Origin of the sequence: Pseudomonas sp. Z5-35, assembly GCF_051131945.1 — a bacterium.
Classification (GTDB): Bacteria; Pseudomonadota; Gammaproteobacteria; order Pseudomonadales; family Pseudomonadaceae; genus Aquipseudomonas; species Aquipseudomonas marvdashtae.
Map to the genome: position 1 here is coordinate 130,479 of NZ_CP071640.1, position 17,060 is coordinate 147,538.

Consider the following 17,060-nt stretch of genomic DNA (forward strand, 5'->3'; position numbering starts at 1 on the left):
ACGTTGCTCATCCGGCCGGAGCGTCGAATATCAGCGAACCCTTGATCGTCGCCCAATGTGCCGCCTCAGCATCCCCCAGCTTCTCGGCCTTCACGTAACTCAAGGCAAGCATCTTGCGAGTACCTGGCAGTACCAGCGCCAACTGGAACTGGAAGACCTTTTCGTTGCCCTTGTTGAACTGGCTGCGCAGTTCGATGGCTTCGACTTCCTGGTTCGCTCCCACACGCAACGTGGCGCCTGGTTGGCAGCGCAGGTCCTGGACCTGTTTTTCCAGGCGCTTGAGCTGCTCGTCCAGGTTGCTTTGCAAGGTTTCGCCCTCGGCCAACAGGCTACGGCTGACGATCAAGGACGTACCCAATTCGGGGAACTTGAGGATGTTGATCGAGGCGTCCAGCAGTTCGCTGGGCGGTAGCTGGAGCTGGAATTCGTTGAGACGGTAAGTCATGGGGCATCTATCTCCTGGTTAGCCCTTGGGCGGCGGGAACGCGGCGGCGACGTTGGCGTCGATGCTGGCCTTGACGCCCTGGCCGTCCGGGGTGGCGCCGGGACCGCCGCCGTTGTTCAGGTGCAGCACGCCGCCGGTGTTGAACTCGGCATCGCCGCTGGCATAGAAGCTGATTTGCACGCCGGTCAGGTTGATCTGGCCGCTGGCGTTGAGCTCCAGGATGCTTTCGCCGCAGACCAGGCGCAGGTTCTCGCCCACTTCGATGACGTAGCTCTGGCTGATGCTGTCGGTCTTGCGCTGGCCCACCGAGAGGATGTCCTCCTGCTTGACGATGCGCAGCCGGTTGTTGCCGATGGTCACCGTCTCGTTGTGGCCGATGCTTTTGTTGCGGTCGTGGCCCACCGAATGGCTTTCATCCACCTCGACCACGATGTCCTGGTTGCGCTCGGCATGGATGTACAACTGCTCTGCGCCTTTTTTGTCTTCCATGCGGATTTCGTTGAAGTTCGCCGGCGTACCGCCCTTGCTGGAACGACTTTTCATACCGCTCTGGGTGGCGTTTTCCGGCAGGTCGTAGGGCACGGTCTGTTCGGCGTTGTAGACGCGGCCGGTGATGATCGGCCGGTCCGGGTCGCCTTCGAGGAAGCTGACGATGACTTCCTGGCCGATGCGCGGAATCTGCATCGAACCCCAGTTTTTACCCGCCCAGGATTGCGACACGCGGATCCAGCATGAGCTGTTTTCGTTGGACTGGTCGTGACGGTCCCAATAGAAATGCACCTTCACCCGGCCGAACTGATCGGTCCAGATTTCCTCGCCCTTAGGGCCGACCACCAAGGCGGTTTGCGGCCCCTTGACGATGGGGCGGTGGGTAATCGCCATCGGGCGAAAGCTTTGCTGGGCGTCGATGCAGGTCAGGCTGCTTTCAAATTGCGCCGAGGGCGCGCCGACACCGGATTCACCGCTCTCCTGGGAGACGTAGTAACGCGCGCCGACGATCAGGTATTCGCGGTTCTGGTCCTGGCGAGTAAAGCCGGTGAGGCTGAACAGGTGCCCCGAACCCAGGCCGCGGGCGTTGCCCGCCAGCTCGACCTGCTCATGCAGGGTCTGCAAGGCTTCGATGCGGGTGCGAGCATAATGTTCGCCATCTGCGCTTTGCACGTAGGTGCCGGGGTAGTCGTACAGCGGATAGTCACCGGCGGCATGGGGGCGCGGCATGGCCGAGCGCACATCGATGCGGGCGCTGGGGCGCTGGAAGTCGTAGTCGTTAAGCTCCAGCGAGCCGGGCTGGACTTCCTGAGCCAGGTGCCAGTCATGGATATGATCGCGTTCGCGCTGCTGCTCATTCTTCGGGTAGTAGGGCACCGACCCGTAGCCGGGCGCCGTGGTGTGGGCACCATAGGCGTCGGCCAGCACCAGCACATGGCGGCCCTGCTCGTGGCGGAAGAAGTAATAGATGCCTTCCTGTTCCATCAGGCGACTGACGAAATCGAAGCTGGTCTCGCGGTACTGGACGCAGTATTCCCACTCGCGATACGGGCGACTGAGGGCGTCTTCGAAGTCGGAGAAGCCGAGGTCGCGGAACACCTGCTTGATGATCTGCGGAATGGTCAGGTTCTGGAAAATCCGGCAATCGGAGGTGCGCGTCAGCAGCCACAGCCAGGGTCGCAGCGTGGCCTGGTAGCTGGCGAACTGACCTTGGTCGATGTTTTGGCTGAAGCGCGCAACGATGCCGTGGAAATGCCGCTCACCGCCGCCATCCAGTTGAACGCTCACGCACATGGGCTTGCCGAGCACCTGGTTGAGATCGATGGCGTTGTCCAGCGAGTGCAACTGCAACTCGTAGTTGAACAGCCGCCCCAGCTCTTCGCCGCCGCCCATGTCCTTGAGCAACAGCACCTCGGGTCCCAGGGGGCTGGTGATTTTTGCCAGGCGTGAGGCTTGGTTGAATAACATCGAGTGTCCCGTGCAAGTTGTATGAGCTGGCGGCGCCGAGTTCCATGTGGGCGCAAGCGCGCCCACACGGTTATCGCGTTCCTGCAGGTCAGGCCGCGTCGCTGAAGTCGTATTGCAATTCGTTATCCCGAGCGCTGATCCGTACGCCGGCCAACGCCTTGCCTTCAAGCATGCGGGTCAGGAACTCGCGGCTCATGTCCGGCAACAGGCTGTTGGTCAGGATGGTGTCGATCATGCGGCCGCCGCTTTCGGTTTCGGTGCAGCGCGAGACGATCAGGTCAATCACTGCGTCGTCGTAGTCGAACGAGACCTTGTGAGTGCTCTCCACGCGCTTCTTGATGCGGTTGAGTTGCAGACGGGTGATCGCCTTGAGCATCTCGTCGCTGAGCGGATAGTACGGAATCGTCACCAAGCGTCCGAGCAAGGCCGGCGGGAAAATCTCCAGCAGCGGCTGGCGCAGGGCCTTGGCGATTTCTTCCGGCTCGGGCACGTTTTGCGGGTCCTTGCAGACCTGGGCAATCAGCTCGGTGCCAGCGTTGGTGGTGAGCAGGATCAAGGTGTTCTTGAAGTCGATCACCCGGCCTTCGCCGTCCTCCATCACGCCTTTATCGAACACCTGGAAGAAAATCTCATGCACGTCCGGGTGAGCTTTTTCCACCTCGTCCAGCAGCACCACGCTGTAGGGTTTGCGCCGCACGGCTTCGGTCAGCACGCCGCCTTCGCCGTAGCCGATGTAACCCGGTGGCGCGCCCTTGAGGGTGGATACGGTGTGGGCTTCCTGGAACTCGCTCATGTTGATGGTGATGACGTTCTGCTCGCCGCCGTACATGGCTTCGGCCAGGGCCAGGGCGGTTTCGGTCTTGCCCACGCCGGAGGTGCCGGCGAGCATGAACACGCCAATCGGCTTGCTCGGGTTGTCGAGGCCGGCGCGGGAGGTCTGGATGCGCTTGGCGATCATCTGTAAGGCGTGATCCTGGCCGATGATGCGTTTTTTCAGGTGCTGGTCGAGGTTGAGCACGGTTTCCAGTTCGTTGCGGGCCATGCGGCCCACCGGGATACCGGTCCAGTCGGCGACCACCGAGGCCACGGCCTGGTAATCCACGGTCGGCAGGATCAGCGGGGTTTCGCCTTGCAGGGCGGTCAGGCGCTGTTGCAGGTCCACCAGTTTTTCGCGCAGTTGGTGACTTTCGTTGTCGCAAGCTTCGCTGTTGTCCTCGCTGTCCACCACGCCGACACGCTCGCGCAGGGTGGCGCGGGTGGCGAGCAGTTCGTCCACCAGGGTTTTCTCTTCGGCCCAACGGCTTTCCAGCTCGGCCAAGCGCTCGCGCTCGGCGTTCAACAGGCTTTCGCTGTGGGTCTGGCGAGTGCCGATGACCACGCCAATCGCGTGCTCACGGGCGATGATCTGCAGTTCGGTTTCCAGGGCTTCGATGCGCCGACGGCTGTCGTCCACTTCGGCCGGCACGGCGTGCAGGCTGATGGCGACGCGGGCGCAGGCGGTGTCCAGCAGGCTCACGGACTTGTCCGGCAGCTGGCGCGCGGGAATGTAGCGGTGGGACAGCTTGACCGAAGCTTCGAGGGCTTCGTCGAGGATCTGCACCTGGTGGTGTTTTTCCATGGTCGAGGCCACGCCGCGCATCATCAGCAGCGCCTTGTCTTCCGACGGCTCGGCCACTTGCACCACTTGGAATCGGCGGGTCAGGGCCGGGTCTTTTTCGATGTGCTTCTTGTACTCGGCCCACGTGGTGGCGGCGACGGTGCGCAAGGTGCCGCGGGCCAATGCCGGCTTGAGCAGGTTGGCCGCGTCGCCCGTGCCGGCGGCACCACCGGCACCCACCAGGGTGTGGGCTTCGTCGATGAACAGGATGATCGGTTTCGGCGAGGCCTGGACGTCTTCGATGACCTGGCGCAGGCGCTGTTCGAATTCGCCTTTCATGCTTGCGCCGGCCTGCAACAAGCCAACGTCGAGGCTGCGCAATTCAACGTCCTTGAGGGCCGGCGGCACGTCGCCAGCGACGATGCGCAGGGCAAAGCCTTCGACCACGGCAGTCTTGCCCACGCCGGCTTCGCCGGTGAGGATCGGGTTGTTCTGCCGGCGGCGCATGAGAATGTCCACCAGTTGGCGGATCTCTTCGTCACGGCCGACGATGGGGTCGAGCTTACCGCTGCGCGCCTGTTCGGTGAGATCCACGGTAAAGCGCTTGAGGGCTTCTTGCTTGCCCATGGCAGCCGGGGCCATGGCGCCACTGGCTTCGCCGGGCACGCTGCCTGCGTTGAAGCCGTCGCTGGCGGTCAGGGCGTTTTCCGGCGAGTCGCCGACGTATTCGTCAAAACGCTCGCTGAGGGCTTCGACCTTGACCTTGTCGAACTCCGAGGATAGGCCCAGCAGCGCGTGGCGCAGGCTTGGGGTCTTGAGGATGCCCAGCACCAGGTAACCGGTGCGCACCTGGCTTTCGCCGAACATCAGGCTGCCGTAGACCCAGCCGCGTTCCACGGCTTCTTCCACATGGGAGGACAGGTCGGTGATCGACGTCGAACCCCGTGGCAAGCGATCCAGCGCTTCGGTCAGGTCACGGGCCAGGCGTGCCGGCTCGATGTTGAACTGGCGGATGATGCGATGCAGGTCCGAGTCCTGCAATTGCAGCAACTGATGAAACCAGTGGGCGAGTTCCACATAAGGGTTACCGCGCAACTTGCAGAACACGGTGGCGGCTTCGATGGCCTTGTAGGCCACGCTGTTGAGTTTGCCGAACAACGCGGCGCGACTGATTTCACCCATGCTCATGGCTCCTTGAGGTCTGTGAGGTGTTGGCCTGATCGGCGTAGTGCCGGGCCAGTATTAGATCGTTGGCATCTGTTTCGGGGCGTCCCAGCCAGGTGTTGAAACCCAGGCGGAAACGCCCATTGAGTTGTAGCGCCGGGACCTCAGGCTGCTCCAGGACCAGGTTCAAATCCCAGTCCAGTTCATGGCCCAGGTATTCGGCGACCCAGGCCACCAGCTCGTTGAACGGTTGGCTGCCTGGCAGCATGCCCATGTAATCGACGAGCTTGAGCGGGCCCAGGCGGATGCGGAATTTGTGCTGGCGATCCCAGACGAAACGGCCCAGGCAGAAGTCCACGCCCAATTGATGGGCGCTGACACCGACGCGGCTGCGTTCCGGCAGTTCCAGCCATTGGCCGACGTATTCTTCGATCTCCACCGGCAGGCCGAAGTACTCGCCGAGAATCGCCTTCAAACCATCCGGGTAGCGGGTTTGCGCCGACAGGTGACCGCTGTAATGCAGCTTCGCCGTGTCGGGGATCAACCCCTGGTTGAGCAGGCTCGGCATGCCCCGGCCGCTGAGTGCCGCCAGGCGCGCCGACCAATAATCGTCGTCCGGACGATCATGGCTGACCGTTGGCCGTGCTTCGGCCCAGGCCCGGTAGAACAGGCTGAGCAGGCGGTGATGGAACACATCGAGAAAGCGTTTGCTGGTGCTGTCGCCATTGTTGCGCTGGCGTTCGCGTACGTATTCGGTGATGTGCAGCGGCATCGGGCCGTTGGGGCCGCCGAGGCCGAAGAAGAATTGCTCCAGGCGCGCCGGCGTGCCGTCAACGCCCGGTTGTACCGAGGCCAAAGTCGCCGGGGCGAAGGTGCACTCGGCCTGCTGCCCGAGGCGCAGCGGGTCATCGGCCAGGCGCAGGGAATGGCCCAGGCGCGGCAGTTCGGGGGATTCGCACTCGATGCGCCGCAACGCCTGGAAGAAATCGTATTCCCAGGGTTCCTGGTGCATCGCCTCCAGGGTACTCACAGGGTCGGACGACGTCCGGGCTTGGCTTTCCATCGCATGATCTCGCCGCGTTCGGTGGTACGGATCACCGTCTCGGTAAAACTGTTGATCGACACATAGCGTGCCAGGAAGCGTTCGAACACCGCACCGAGCAGGAACACCCCGGTGCCGCGAAACGCGTTTTCATCGAATTCCAGGGTGATCTCCAGGCCACGACCGAACACGATCGGGCCAGGCATCGGCAAGCGTCGGGTGCAGGCCTTGCTGGTGACTTCGCGCAGGCCTTCGATTTGCAATTGCAGCGCCGCGTCGTTGCTGTCGCCGTACAAGCGCAGCAGTTCACGCAAGGCGGCGGCGCCTTGGCCTTGTTCGCTCAACGACAAGTAGTTCAGCGACAACTGACTGATCAACCGCCAGGCCTTGGCGTCGTGGGCATGGCTGGCCCGTGGCCGACTGGGACCTGCCACACACCGCACCGCGCCCACCGGTGCACTGTCGGCCAGGGTGAAGTCGGTCTTGCCGTTGCCCACGCTCATGAACAGCGGCAGGTCGCGGTTGGTGCACAACGCGGTCACGCCCAGTTGGCGCAAGTCGTGGCGATAGGGCGCCTGCTGACTGTCCACCAGGCTGACGAAGGTCTCGCTGCCGACGTAAGTCGAGCGCGGACCATTGCGCCGCTGATCGCTGGACAGCACGCGCGGTTCGCGCCGTACGGTGTAGTAAGCCTGGTCGCGGCCATAGCGGGACGGATCGCGTACCGCATAGAACGGCAGGAACGGCTGCTCCGGACCGGTGCCGTGGCCGGTCAGCCCGGTCAGCGAATGCACCTCGAAATCCATCGGCCGGGTGCGGTCGGCAATCACATGATGTTCGTTGACCCGGTCGGACAAGTGGATGCGATCCAGGCGCTTGGGAAACAGGTTGATCGCCGGCGTGCAGAACGGTAGGAATTGCGAGGCGCCGACGCTGCCTTCCAGGCTCGGATCGTGGCGGTCGAACAGTACGATCAACTCCAGCTCCTGGCCGTTGCAGCGCTTGACCGCACGGCCGAGCTGGGTGAAATCGACAAACAGGAAGCGGTGCGGCAGGGCGAAATATTCCTGTAGCAGGCGATAACCCTGGAACGCCCGCGGCACCACTGGCAGCGCGGCCTCGGCGTCATCGAAGCCCTGGGAGCGCAACGCATCCTGCGGCAGCCGTTCGACCCAATCGCCGCCCGGCTGGCGAGCGAACACTGCGCAGGCGTTACTCAGCAGCTGTTCGTACAGGCGGAACGGTTGTTCGTCAGCGCCGCTCAAGTACAGCGGCAGGTTGTCCAGGGCCAGGCTGTTGAACGGCAGCTCGGCGCCGGTGCGCAGGGTCAGGCGCAGGCCGGCCTTGGCTTTCGGTTCGCTGGCGGCCAGGCGCCCGAGCACGGCGGACGGGTTGCCGAAATACTCGGCCTGGCTGACTTGCAACGGCCACAACGTCACCGCGTGAGCAGTGCGGTACTCGCAGCAGGTCTGGGATTCACGACCGAGGGCGGCGCGCAGGACGGTGTCGCGGGGCAGCGGGAAACCACTGCTCAGCGAGCCTTCGTCCGGGTCGGCCTGCATCTGCACCACGGTCATCGACGGCGTCGGCGCCAGGTAATGCGGATAGGCGATTTCCAACAGGTTGTGGGTAAAGGTCGGGTATTCGGCGTCGAGCTTGAGCTGGACCCGCGCCGTCAAATAGGCGAAGCCTTCCAGCAGGCGCTCGACGTAGGGGTCGGCGCAGTCCATGCCGGCCAGGGTCAGCCGACTGGCGATCTTCGGGTATTCCTTGGCGAATTCCGCCGCGCTTTCGCGCACGTGGTGCAGTTCCTGGTTGTACAGCTCGAGCAGGCGCGGATTCATGGGCGTCTCCGCTGGTCGGCGTTGACCACCCGCACGTGACCGGTTTCCAGGTCCAGGTCGGTTTGCAGCATCAGGCGCAGCGGCACCGGTTGGGCCCAGAGGTCGCCTTCGATCTCGAAACTCAAGGCGTTATGGTTCATCTCGGCGGTTGCCCGGGCGCGCACGCGCAGGGTGTGGCGCAGGATGCGCGGCTCGAACGTGGCGATGGCTTGGTGAATCAGGCTTTCCAGCGCGGGAACATCGATGTTCGAAGCGCTGTTGCCCGCCAGTGCCGGCAGCCCGAAATTCACCACCGAGGTGCCCGCCGGAGTATGCAGCGTGGCGTCGGCGTCAAGCAAAGACGTGGTGTTGAGCAGCCACGCCAGGTCCCGCAGCACCGAGGCTTTCAATTGGGTCAGGGACAGCACGCGCTTGTCGGCGCTTTCCTTGGGGTTGCTCGGATCGTCGTCGGTCAGCCGGTCCAGCAGGGACGGTTGCAGGCGATCGCGGGTGGCGATTTCGGTTACCAAGTGAAAAGGCCCGTGTAATTCTTCTGGTCACCTGCGCCAGTCATGCAGCTGGCAGTACGAGCGATTATCGAGGGTTCGAGTTGTCCATTGATCTGGCGTATGGCGCGATACTCGGAGCGACACTCCTGATTGTTATGGGGGCCAGCAGATACATGGACAACGATGACAATAGGCACCTCGCCGAAGGTCTCGACGTGGGGTTTGCCTTGTCGATCGACCCTGAACTGGCAGGGCCAGGCCAAGTCGAGTGGCATCAGGGTCTGGTCGGGTTTGCGCAGCGCGCAGCGCGCCTGGTCGTTCTCCAGTGTCAGCGTTTGCCCGCCCATCGAGACGACATGCTCCACCGGGACGGAGGAGGTTGCCGATGGCGATTGCTGCTGGGCACAAGCGGTCAGGCTGGTCAACAGGCAGCCGACCCATATCGCGCAATGGGCCTTGATCATACGAGCTCCCAGAACCAGATCGCTCGGGATCGATAGGCCGGATCGTCATAGCCTAGGGTCAGGCCACGGTTCCAGAGGTCGATATGATCGCCGGTGCGACCTTCCGAGGCTTCTCCCACTTGCTGGAAACAATCCTTGAAGAAAATCAGGCCAGTCTTGTCTTGCAGCTTGCGCCGGTCCGCGGCCGTTCCGCCAAGGATCAACGGGCGGCCCAGATGATGTTTCCACAGCCAGTTTGCCAATGACTCGGCGCCACGCGCATGCCCATGGGCACATTTGGGTTCGGTGTAGGTGGACTTGTTGACCTTGATGGTCAGTTCGGTATTGAGCGTGATGCTCATGCGAATCGCGCATTGGTTCGCCCAAGGGCCGTCGCAAGGTTTCGCGTCGGGATGGGTGACCAGCAAATCGGAATAGGCTTTCCACAAATTGATAAACGCAGGCTTGGCCATGACTCAGATACCGGAGGGGAAAAGATTGGTTGCGAGCAAGCACCAAACACCCCCGGCGCGTGGCGCCGGAGGCGTGTTCGATTACACCTTGACGTTCTGACGGATGTTCCAGCCGAACTTGACCGGACCGCCTTCCTTGGTGCCGTCGGCTTTCTGCGGCTGGTAGTCCACCATCACCTTGGCAAAGTTCAGGGTGACGTTTTCGGTCAGGCGATCATCGCCGCCCGAACCGCCAGTGCTCAGGGAGGTGATCAGCACTTCTTCCAGGTTGATGATCATGTACTCGACCTGGCTTTCGCCACCGGCCTTGCGCACGGTCAGCTTGACCTTGTCGACGTGCTTGCCGCTGGCGCAGTGCATCATCAGGTTCGGCGAAGCCTTGTCGACGTACTTGGTCAGCGACAGGTCCTGGATGCTCACCTTGCCCGCACCACCGCCACTGCCTACATGCATGTTGCCGGTCTGGGACATGCCCCAGCTCCAGTTCAGGACGTCGATCTCGTCCTTGTGGGCCTTGTCCATGGACTCGCCCTTGATGTCGCCGATCTTGATGAAAATATCAACAGCCATGTTTTCTCCCTGTGTGGTGTCTACCACATTGCGTTTTGTTGATCGCTCCCACGCTTTGCGTGGTCACGCATCTGATGTCGCTGCGCATCACTCGGACGCGCAGCGTTCCCACGCGGAGCATGGGAACGATCACATCAAGGTCGGTGTTTATGCGCCCTTGGCCGACGGCAGTTTCGATACCAGGCGCAACGACACGGTCAGCCCTTCGAGCTGATAGTGCGGGCGCAGGTAGAACTTGGAGTTGTAATACCCCGGGTTGCCTTCGACTTCTTCGACGATCACTTCGGCGGCAGCCAGTGGATGCTGGGCCTTGGTGGTCTCGGTGGAGTGCGCCGGGTCGCCGTCGACGTAGTTGAGGATCCAGTCCTGCAACCAGCGCTGCATCTCGTCCTTCTCTTTGAAGGAACCGATCTTGTCGCGCACGATGCACTTCAGGTAATGAGCGAAGCGGCAGGTGGCGAACAGGTATGGCAGGCGGGCGGCCAGGTTGGCGTTCGCGGTGGCGTCCGGGTCGTCGTATTCGGCCGGTTTCTGCAACGACTGCGCGCCGATGAACGCGGCGAAGTCGGTATTTTTCTTGTGCAGCAGCGGCATGAAACCGTTCTTCGCCAGTTCCGCTTCACGGCGGTCCGAAATGGCGATCTCGGTTGGGCACTTCATGTCCACGCCACCGTCATCGGTAGGGAAGGTGTGGGCCGGCAGGTTTTCCACTTCACCGCCCGACTCCACGCCGCGGATGCGCGAGCACCAGCCGAAGTGTTTGAACGAGCGGTTGATGTTCACTGCCATCGCGTAGGCGGCGTTGGCCCAGGTGTACTTGGAGCTGTCGGCGCCGTCGGTGCTTTCTTCGAAAGCGAAGGCTTCCACCGGGTCGGTCTTGGCGCCGTACGGCAGGCGCGCCAGGAAACGCGGCATGGTCAGGCCGATGTAGCGCGAGTCTTCCGATTCACGCAGCGAACGCCAGCCGGCGTATTCCGGGGTGGTGAAGATCTTGGTCAGGTCGCGTGGGTTCGACAGTTCCTGCCACGAGCCCATGCCCATCACGGTCGGCGAGGCGGCGGCAATGAACGGTGCGTGCATGGCGGCGCAGACTTTCGACAGCTCGCCCAGCAATTCCACGTCGGGTGGGGACTGGTCGAAGTAGTAGTCGCCGACCAGGCAGCCGTAAGGTTCGCCGCCGAACTGGCCGTATTCTTCTTCGTACATCTTCTTGAAAATCGGGCTCTGGTCCCACGCGGTGCCCTTGAATTTCTTCAGGGTCTTGTGCAGGTCGGTCTTGGAGATGTTGAGCACGCGGATCTTGAGCTGCTCATCGCTCTCGGTGTTGTTGACCAGGTAGTGCAGGCCACGCCAGGCGCTTTCCAGTTGCTGGAAATCGGGGTGGTGGATGACCTGGTTGACCTGGGCGGTGAGCTTTGCGTCGATGGCGGCAATGATCGACTCGATCGACTTGATGGCATCGTTGGACACCAGGTCGGTCTGCGCCAGGGCCTGTTCGGCCAAGGTCCGCACGGCGGTCTCGACGGCTTCGCGGGCGCGCTCGGTCTTGGGTTTGAATTCTTGCATCAACAGCGAGGCGAACTCGCTGGTTTCTTCGGTGGCGCCCAGGTTCTGGGGCTGATTGTCGCGTACCAAATCGTTCATGATCGTTAGTCCTTAAGCCTTGGGCTCAGCGTCGGCGGGCTTCGGCGCGCTCGCCAGGGCTTGTAACAGCGCTGGGTCCTTGATCGCCTTCATGATGATTTCTTCGGCGCCGGTCTTGCCGTCCATGTAGGTCAGCAGGTTGGCCAGTTGGGTGCGCGCTTCGAGCAGCTTGTTCAGCGAATCGATCTTGCGAGCCACGGCCGCGGGGCTGAAGTCGTCCATGCTTTCGAAGGTCAGGTCCAGGCTCAGGTTGCCTTCGCCAGTCAGTTCGTTCGGCACATGGAACGCCACGCGAGGTTGCATGGCCTTGAGGCGCGAGTCGAAATTGTCGACGTCGATCTCGAGGAACTTGCGGTCGGCCACGGGTGCCAGAGGCTCGGCAGGCTTGCCGGCGAGGTCGGCCATCACCCCCATGACGAAGGGCAACTGGACCTTCTTTTCGGCGCCGTAGAGCTCGACGTCGTACTCGATCTGCACTCGAGGCGCGCGGTTGCGCGCGATGAATTTCTGAGAACTTTGCTTCGCCACGTTGCTGCTCCTGGTCGCTTGAGCGACGATGTTGGCGTCATCGGGGGTACCTATGACGTGACTGCGTGATCCGCTGGCTTTTATTCGCTATCTGGGCCGCGCAGGTTTTCAAATTGACTCATGCCGTCGGGAATCAGGTTGCGCACGATGGCCGCGAAGTCGGCGTGCACCAGGTTCTTCGCCCGATTCAACAGCACCGGCAGCGGGCTAGAGGGCTCATGACGGGTGTAGTACGCGAGGATCCGATCCAGGCTGCGCAAGACGTCGTCGCGGTTGTTGATTTCTCCCGGGACGGTATTGCGCGGTGCGCTGGGGGCGCTGGCGTATTCAATCGGTGCGGCGTTGTCGGCTTCGACAGGATCGGCAAGGGCACTGTCGCCACTCTGCGGGGCGAACTGTCCGAGAATCTGCAAGGCCATTTTCAGCGGTTGTTTCAACGGGCCGAGGTCCACGCCTTGGGCGGAACCGACCTGGTCGCTGACTTGCTGTTCGATGGCTTCGGCGGCGCTGCGGGCTTGCAGCAGGGCGGCGCGGATGATTTCCAGCTGCTCGGGATTGCTGTCAAGCAGGGCGCCGGCGAGCTGCTCGGCACCCAGGCTTTCATCGGCAAAACTTTGCAGGCCGCTGGCGTTGGCGGCGGCGCGCAGGCTGACGGCACCAAAGGTCCGGGAGCGGGCCAGAATGCTTTCGCGCAGCAGGCCAATGGTAACGTCCGACGTCAGGCCGGCGAGGGCATTGATGCGAACGGTGGGGTCGTTGTCGTCATCAGCATCCAGGCGTGGATGCAGGTCGGCCCAGTATTGCTTGAGCAATTCGCTGATCAACGTCAATACGCGGGCAAGACCGGGAATGCCTTCCAGGGCCAGGGAGCTTTGCAACAGGAAATGGGTGATGCGCAGGTCTTTGCTGCGCGCAAGCAGGTCCAGGCTTTGCTGCTGGATGCTGCGCCATTCAGGCGGTTCGGCGGGCAGGATCGAGTCGCCCATGCTGCGCTCGGGCTGGCCTCGGGAATCGCGTTCCAGGCGCAAGAAATCCGCGTCATATTCCAAGTCTTCACCGCAAGGCGAATTCGCGGAAACGGCGGCGAGCAACAAAGGCACATCCACTTGGATCGATCTCCCTATCACCCGTTGAAGAAATCGGGCAGTGCACACGAAAGTTTCGGATGAAACTCCACATGTTCCTTGACGGTAATGGCGCTATAAAAGCGCAATGATCTTATAGTGCCATCATGTATATTCAAGAAGTTGTGCATTTTTGGTGTAGTACTTATCCGTTGTCAAGGTAAGCTATTTCGCCGATGTGACAGTTGTGAGGTGCTTAACAACCCGCGCGACTCGCAGGTCTGAGTAGGTACTGACGCAGGTTTTTTGTCACGCAAGCCGGTTAAGATCAGCAATCATGCTGGCAAAAAGCCGTTTCGCGGTGTTTGACAAGGTTTGTAGGCGCTTTCGTGGGCTTAGGCGCGATGTATCGCCGCCGACAAGAAGTATTCAGCAAGGAGGCGAAATGCCGCTGTGTTTGACTATTACTAGTTATCACAAGATTACCCCCGGCCAGTGTTCTGAAAAGACGCTGGACCAGGGAATGATGGCAATTGGCCGTAATTCCGATAATGACTGGGTACTGCCGGATCCGGAGCGTTTGGTCTCGGGTAAACATTGCGTTATCCAATACAAGGACGGACGTTATTACCTGACCGATAACAGTACTAACGGTGTGGAATTGGTCAAGGCCGGTATTCGCCTGCGCAAAGGCAACAGCGAGCCGCTGCAGGATGGCGAAGTCATCCGCATCGGTGACTATGAAATCCAGGCGCGGGTGGACTTCAACCTGCCGGTGACCGACAGCAATCCGTTTGCCGAAGCGCCCAGCAGTTTCGAAGCCTTGATGGGCCGCCAGAGTGCTCCGGTGAACTCGCCGTCGCCGATGCCCGTGTCCGTTCCTGCGCAATTTCAAGGCGTGTCGGCCATGGACACGCTGCCTGACCTGTTCGACTTCCTTGCCCCGACCAGCGTCCCCCCCGCCGCTCAGCCTGACCATGTGCCGGCCGAGCAGCATGATTTCCGTCCGCCTACGCCGGTTCCACGCCCGAGCCCGCCGCCAGTGATTGAGCCCGTGGCCATGACCTCTGCGCCGGTGATCCCGGATGACTGGGACCCGTTCAGCGACAAGCCCGCACCGACGCCAGTGGCGCCCGTCGCCGTCGCGCCGCAGCCTGTGCTTGAGTCCGTTGCCGTGCCGCCAGTTCCGCTGGCCGAAGCCAGCGCGCCAATCGAGCCTGCGCCCGAGCGCGAAGCGCCGGTCAGCCGTGCCGAACCCTTGTCTACCCCGGTTGATACTTCCCAGCCCGACCTGCTGCAAGCCTTCCTGCGTGGCGCCGGGCTGGATCAGTTGCGACTGGACAAGGCCCAGGCCGAAGCGCAGATGGAGAGCATCGGGCGCAGCTATCGGCTGATGGTCGAGGGACTGATCGATGTACTGCGCGCCCGCAGCAGCCTCAAAGGCGAGTTCCGCATCCAGCAGACGATGATCCAGCCGGTGGAAAACAACCCGTTGAAGTTCGCCCCCAATGTCGACGAGGCGCTGCTGTTGCTGTTGCGCCACGGCAACCAGGCCTTCATGGCGCCGGACGTGGCGGTGCGCGACAGTTTCGATGATTTGCGTGCCCACCAACTGGCGGTGATGGCCGGCGTGGAAGCGGCAATCAAGCATCTGCTGGCGCGTTTCGAGCCGGCGCAGTTAGAGGCGCGCATGGGCAAGCCCGGCGGACTGTCGGGCATTTTCAGCGGTTCGCGACAGGCCCAGTACTGGCAGCAATTCACTGAGCTCTATAGCAACATCTCCCGCGAGGCCCAGGAAGATTTCCAGGACCTGTTCGGTCGTGAATTCAGCCGTGCCTACGAAGAACACAGCACACGACAGCGACGCCCTTGAGCGTCGCCGGGCCAAAACACTTTTCATAACGCACACAACGGATAGCTCAAACGTCATTGAGGACGCAGGATGATTCCCAGGTTTTTACTCGCCGTCGCCACAGCGCTGCTGCTGACGGCGTGCGCCAAGGATGCGGCCGCACCCGAGCCCGAAGAGGCCCAGGCCGATACCGCGGCGGTCGAGCTGCACTTTCACGCCATCTCCGGGCTCAACCCCGGCGCCACTGGCCAGCCGGCACCGGTCCGGGTGCGTATCTTCGAGCTCAAGAATGCCGCGACCTTCGGCCGTGCCGATTATTTCGCCTTGGCCGAACGGGCCCAGGCAACGCTGGGCACCGACCTGATCGACCAGGACGAAGTACTGATCCAGCCCAACCAACAGTTGAGCCTGCAACGCGACCTTGACCCGGCCACCCGTCACATCGGAATACTGGTGGGCTATCGCGAGCTGGACCAGTCGCTGTGGCGCACAGTGATGAATGTCCCGGCGCGCCAATACACCGAATACCAGATCAGCCTCGACGTGCGCGCCGTACGCAGCGCCGTCGTCGTCCCCCCATCCAGCCCTGCCCAATAAGCAATCGGAGCCCCCATGTCCTGGAACAATCGCGTGGTCTGGTCGGAAGGCATGTTCATTGGAACGCAGCACTTCCAGCAGCATGACCGTTACCTGGAAAACCTCATCGACGCTCGCAGCCGCCCGTTGACGGCAGGCGCCTGGGGTTTTTCCGAATTGCTGATCGACCAGGGCCTGTTGGCCCAGGGCAAGCTGGCGATCATTTCGGCACGCGGCCTGTTACCGGACGGCACCCCGTTCAACATTCCCCAGGATGACCTCGCGCCGACGCCACTGAATGTCGACGATAACCTGCGCGACGGCGTGGTGTACCTGGCCCTTCCGCTCAAGCGCGCCGGTGCCCGCGACACCGTCGATGAAGGCGAAGAGCTCGGCGCCGCCCGCTACGTGAGCCAGGTCTGCGAAGTGCGCGACGACAACGCACCGTTTGAAAACCGTGCGCCGGTGGCCGTGGGTTCCCGGGCGTTGCGCTTGTTGACCGAGCAGGACGGCCTCGGCGACTACGCGGCGGTGGGCGTGGTGCGCATCAAGGAAAAACGCGCCGACCGTGCCCTGGTGCTCGATGACACTTACATCCCACCGCTGCTGGATGTGACGGCTTCCAAGCTGCTGGCGGCGTTCCGCAGCGAATTGCTCGGCCTGCTGCACCAACGCGGCGAAGCCTTGGCCGGGCGCGTGGTGGCTTCCGGCGCCGGCGGTGCCTCGGAGATCGCCGATTTCATGCTGCTGCAACTGGTCAACCGTGCCCAGCCGTTGATTCAACACCTGAGCCAAGTGACGCCGCTGCACCCTGAGCGTTTCTACAGTGAACTGGTGAGCCTGGCCGGAGAGTTCTCGACCTTTACCGCGGCCGGGCGACGACCGCAGCAATACCCGCAATACCAGCACGACGACCTGGCGCTCAGCTACGCACCGGTGATGCAGGCCCTGCGCGAGGCCTTGTCGATGCTGATCGACAGCCGGGCCACGCCGATCCCGATCGTCGAGAAAGCCTACGGTATTCACGTGGCGATGCTGGCCGACAAGACCCTGCTCGACAGCGCCAGTTTCATCCTGGTGGTGCGCGCCGATGTGCCGGCCGAAACCTTGCGCGGCCGCTTTGGCCAGCAGAGCAAGGTCGGCTCGGTGGAACACATCCGCGACCTGGTCAACCTGCAACTGCCGGGCATCGGCCTGCTGCCGTTGCCGGTGGCGCCGCGTCAGCTTCCGTACCACGCCGGTTCCACCTACTACGAACTCGACCGGGGCAGCGATCACTGGCAACAGCTGAGCAACTCCGGCGGCTTTGCATTCCACATCGCCGGCCAGTTCCCGGGGCTGAACCTGGCTTTCTGGGCGATCCGAGGATAAACC

The 17,060-nt window shown here is 62.3% G+C and carries 15 protein-coding genes; 3 read left to right on the forward strand and 12 right to left on the reverse strand.

The window, feature by feature from the left end:
• Positions 1-7 precede the first annotated feature (7 nt).
• The 12 genes from J3P95_RS00610 to tssA all read right to left on the reverse strand — a co-directional run bounded on the left by J3P95_RS00610 (position 8) and on the right by tssA (position 13,300).
• Positions 8-445, reverse strand: coding sequence for a DcrB-related protein (locus tag J3P95_RS00610; protein WP_434559893.1), 438 nt, complete (start codon positions 443-445; stop codon positions 8-10).
• Positions 446-463: 18 nt separating this feature from the next.
• Positions 464-2,401, reverse strand: a complete 1,938-nt coding sequence (gene tssI, locus J3P95_RS00615; RefSeq protein WP_434559895.1) for a type VI secretion system tip protein TssI/VgrG — start codon at positions 2,399-2,401, stop codon at positions 464-466.
• Between the two features lie 88 nt (positions 2,402-2,489).
• Positions 2,490-5,180: a type VI secretion system ATPase TssH gene (gene tssH, locus J3P95_RS00620; RefSeq protein WP_434579132.1), complete on the reverse strand. Its 2,691-nt coding sequence runs from the start codon at positions 5,178-5,180 to the stop codon at positions 2,490-2,492.
• The gene (gene tssG / locus J3P95_RS00625) at positions 5,173-6,225 is read right to left on the reverse strand and encodes a type VI secretion system baseplate subunit TssG (protein WP_434579131.1); all 1,053 of its coding nucleotides are present in this window, start codon (positions 6,223-6,225) and stop codon (positions 5,173-5,175) included. Before tssG ends, tssH begins: the two co-directional genes overlap by 8 nt.
• On the reverse strand, positions 6,189-8,048 hold the full coding sequence (gene tssF, locus J3P95_RS00630) for a type VI secretion system baseplate subunit TssF (RefSeq protein WP_434579130.1): 1,860 nt from the start codon (positions 8,046-8,048) through the stop codon (positions 6,189-6,191). The genes tssG and tssF overlap by 37 nt, the downstream gene beginning before the upstream one ends.
• On the reverse strand, positions 8,045-8,557 hold the full coding sequence (gene tssE / locus J3P95_RS00635; protein ID WP_186615140.1) for a type VI secretion system baseplate subunit TssE: 513 nt from the start codon (positions 8,555-8,557) through the stop codon (positions 8,045-8,047). Before tssE ends, tssF begins: the two co-directional genes overlap by 4 nt.
• Positions 8,551-9,000: a hypothetical protein gene (locus J3P95_RS00640; protein ID WP_434579128.1), complete on the reverse strand. Its 450-nt coding sequence runs from the start codon at positions 8,998-9,000 to the stop codon at positions 8,551-8,553. Before J3P95_RS00640 ends, tssE begins: the two co-directional genes overlap by 7 nt.
• Positions 8,997-9,452 (reverse strand): type VI secretion system amidase effector protein Tae4, encoded by a 456-nt coding sequence (locus J3P95_RS00645; RefSeq protein WP_186633603.1) that lies wholly within the window; start codon positions 9,450-9,452, stop codon positions 8,997-8,999. The genes J3P95_RS00640 and J3P95_RS00645 overlap by 4 nt, the downstream gene beginning before the upstream one ends.
• Positions 9,453-9,533: 81 nt before the next feature.
• A complete protein-coding gene (locus J3P95_RS00650; RefSeq protein ID WP_186633606.1) occupies positions 9,534-10,022 on the reverse strand; it encodes an Hcp family type VI secretion system effector in 489 nt (162 codons plus the stop codon).
• Positions 10,023-10,169: 147 nt separating this feature from the next.
• Positions 10,170-11,666 carry a type VI secretion system contractile sheath large subunit gene (gene tssC / locus J3P95_RS00655; RefSeq protein WP_434559907.1) on the reverse strand — a complete coding sequence of 499 codons (1,497 nt, stop codon included), beginning with the start codon at positions 11,664-11,666 and terminating at the stop codon, positions 10,170-10,172.
• Between the two features lie 12 nt (positions 11,667-11,678).
• The gene (gene tssB, locus J3P95_RS00660; RefSeq protein ID WP_186633609.1) at positions 11,679-12,194 is read right to left on the reverse strand and encodes a type VI secretion system contractile sheath small subunit; all 516 of its coding nucleotides are present in this window, start codon (positions 12,192-12,194) and stop codon (positions 11,679-11,681) included.
• An 80-nt stretch (positions 12,195-12,274) separates the two neighbouring features.
• The gene (gene tssA / locus J3P95_RS00665) at positions 12,275-13,300 is read right to left on the reverse strand and encodes a type VI secretion system protein TssA (protein ID WP_434559909.1); all 1,026 of its coding nucleotides are present in this window, start codon (positions 13,298-13,300) and stop codon (positions 12,275-12,277) included.
• Positions 13,301-13,703: 403 nt separating this feature from the next.
• Between tssA and tagH the strand changes: the two genes are divergently transcribed.
• From tagH to tssK, 3 genes are all read left to right on the forward strand, one after another.
• Positions 13,704-15,131 carry a type VI secretion system-associated FHA domain protein TagH gene (gene tagH / locus J3P95_RS00670; protein ID WP_434579125.1) on the forward strand — a complete coding sequence of 476 codons (1,428 nt, stop codon included), beginning with the start codon at positions 13,704-13,706 and terminating at the stop codon, positions 15,129-15,131.
• 69 nt (positions 15,132-15,200) lie between these two features.
• Complete coding sequence (gene tssJ / locus J3P95_RS00675; RefSeq protein ID WP_186615156.1) at positions 15,201-15,707, forward strand: type VI secretion system lipoprotein TssJ; 507 nt, start codon at positions 15,201-15,203, stop codon at positions 15,705-15,707.
• 15 nt (positions 15,708-15,722) lie between these two features.
• Positions 15,723-17,057 carry a type VI secretion system baseplate subunit TssK gene (gene tssK / locus J3P95_RS00680; protein WP_434559913.1) on the forward strand — a complete coding sequence of 445 codons (1,335 nt, stop codon included), beginning with the start codon at positions 15,723-15,725 and terminating at the stop codon, positions 17,055-17,057.
• Positions 17,058-17,060: the final 3 nt, after the last annotated feature.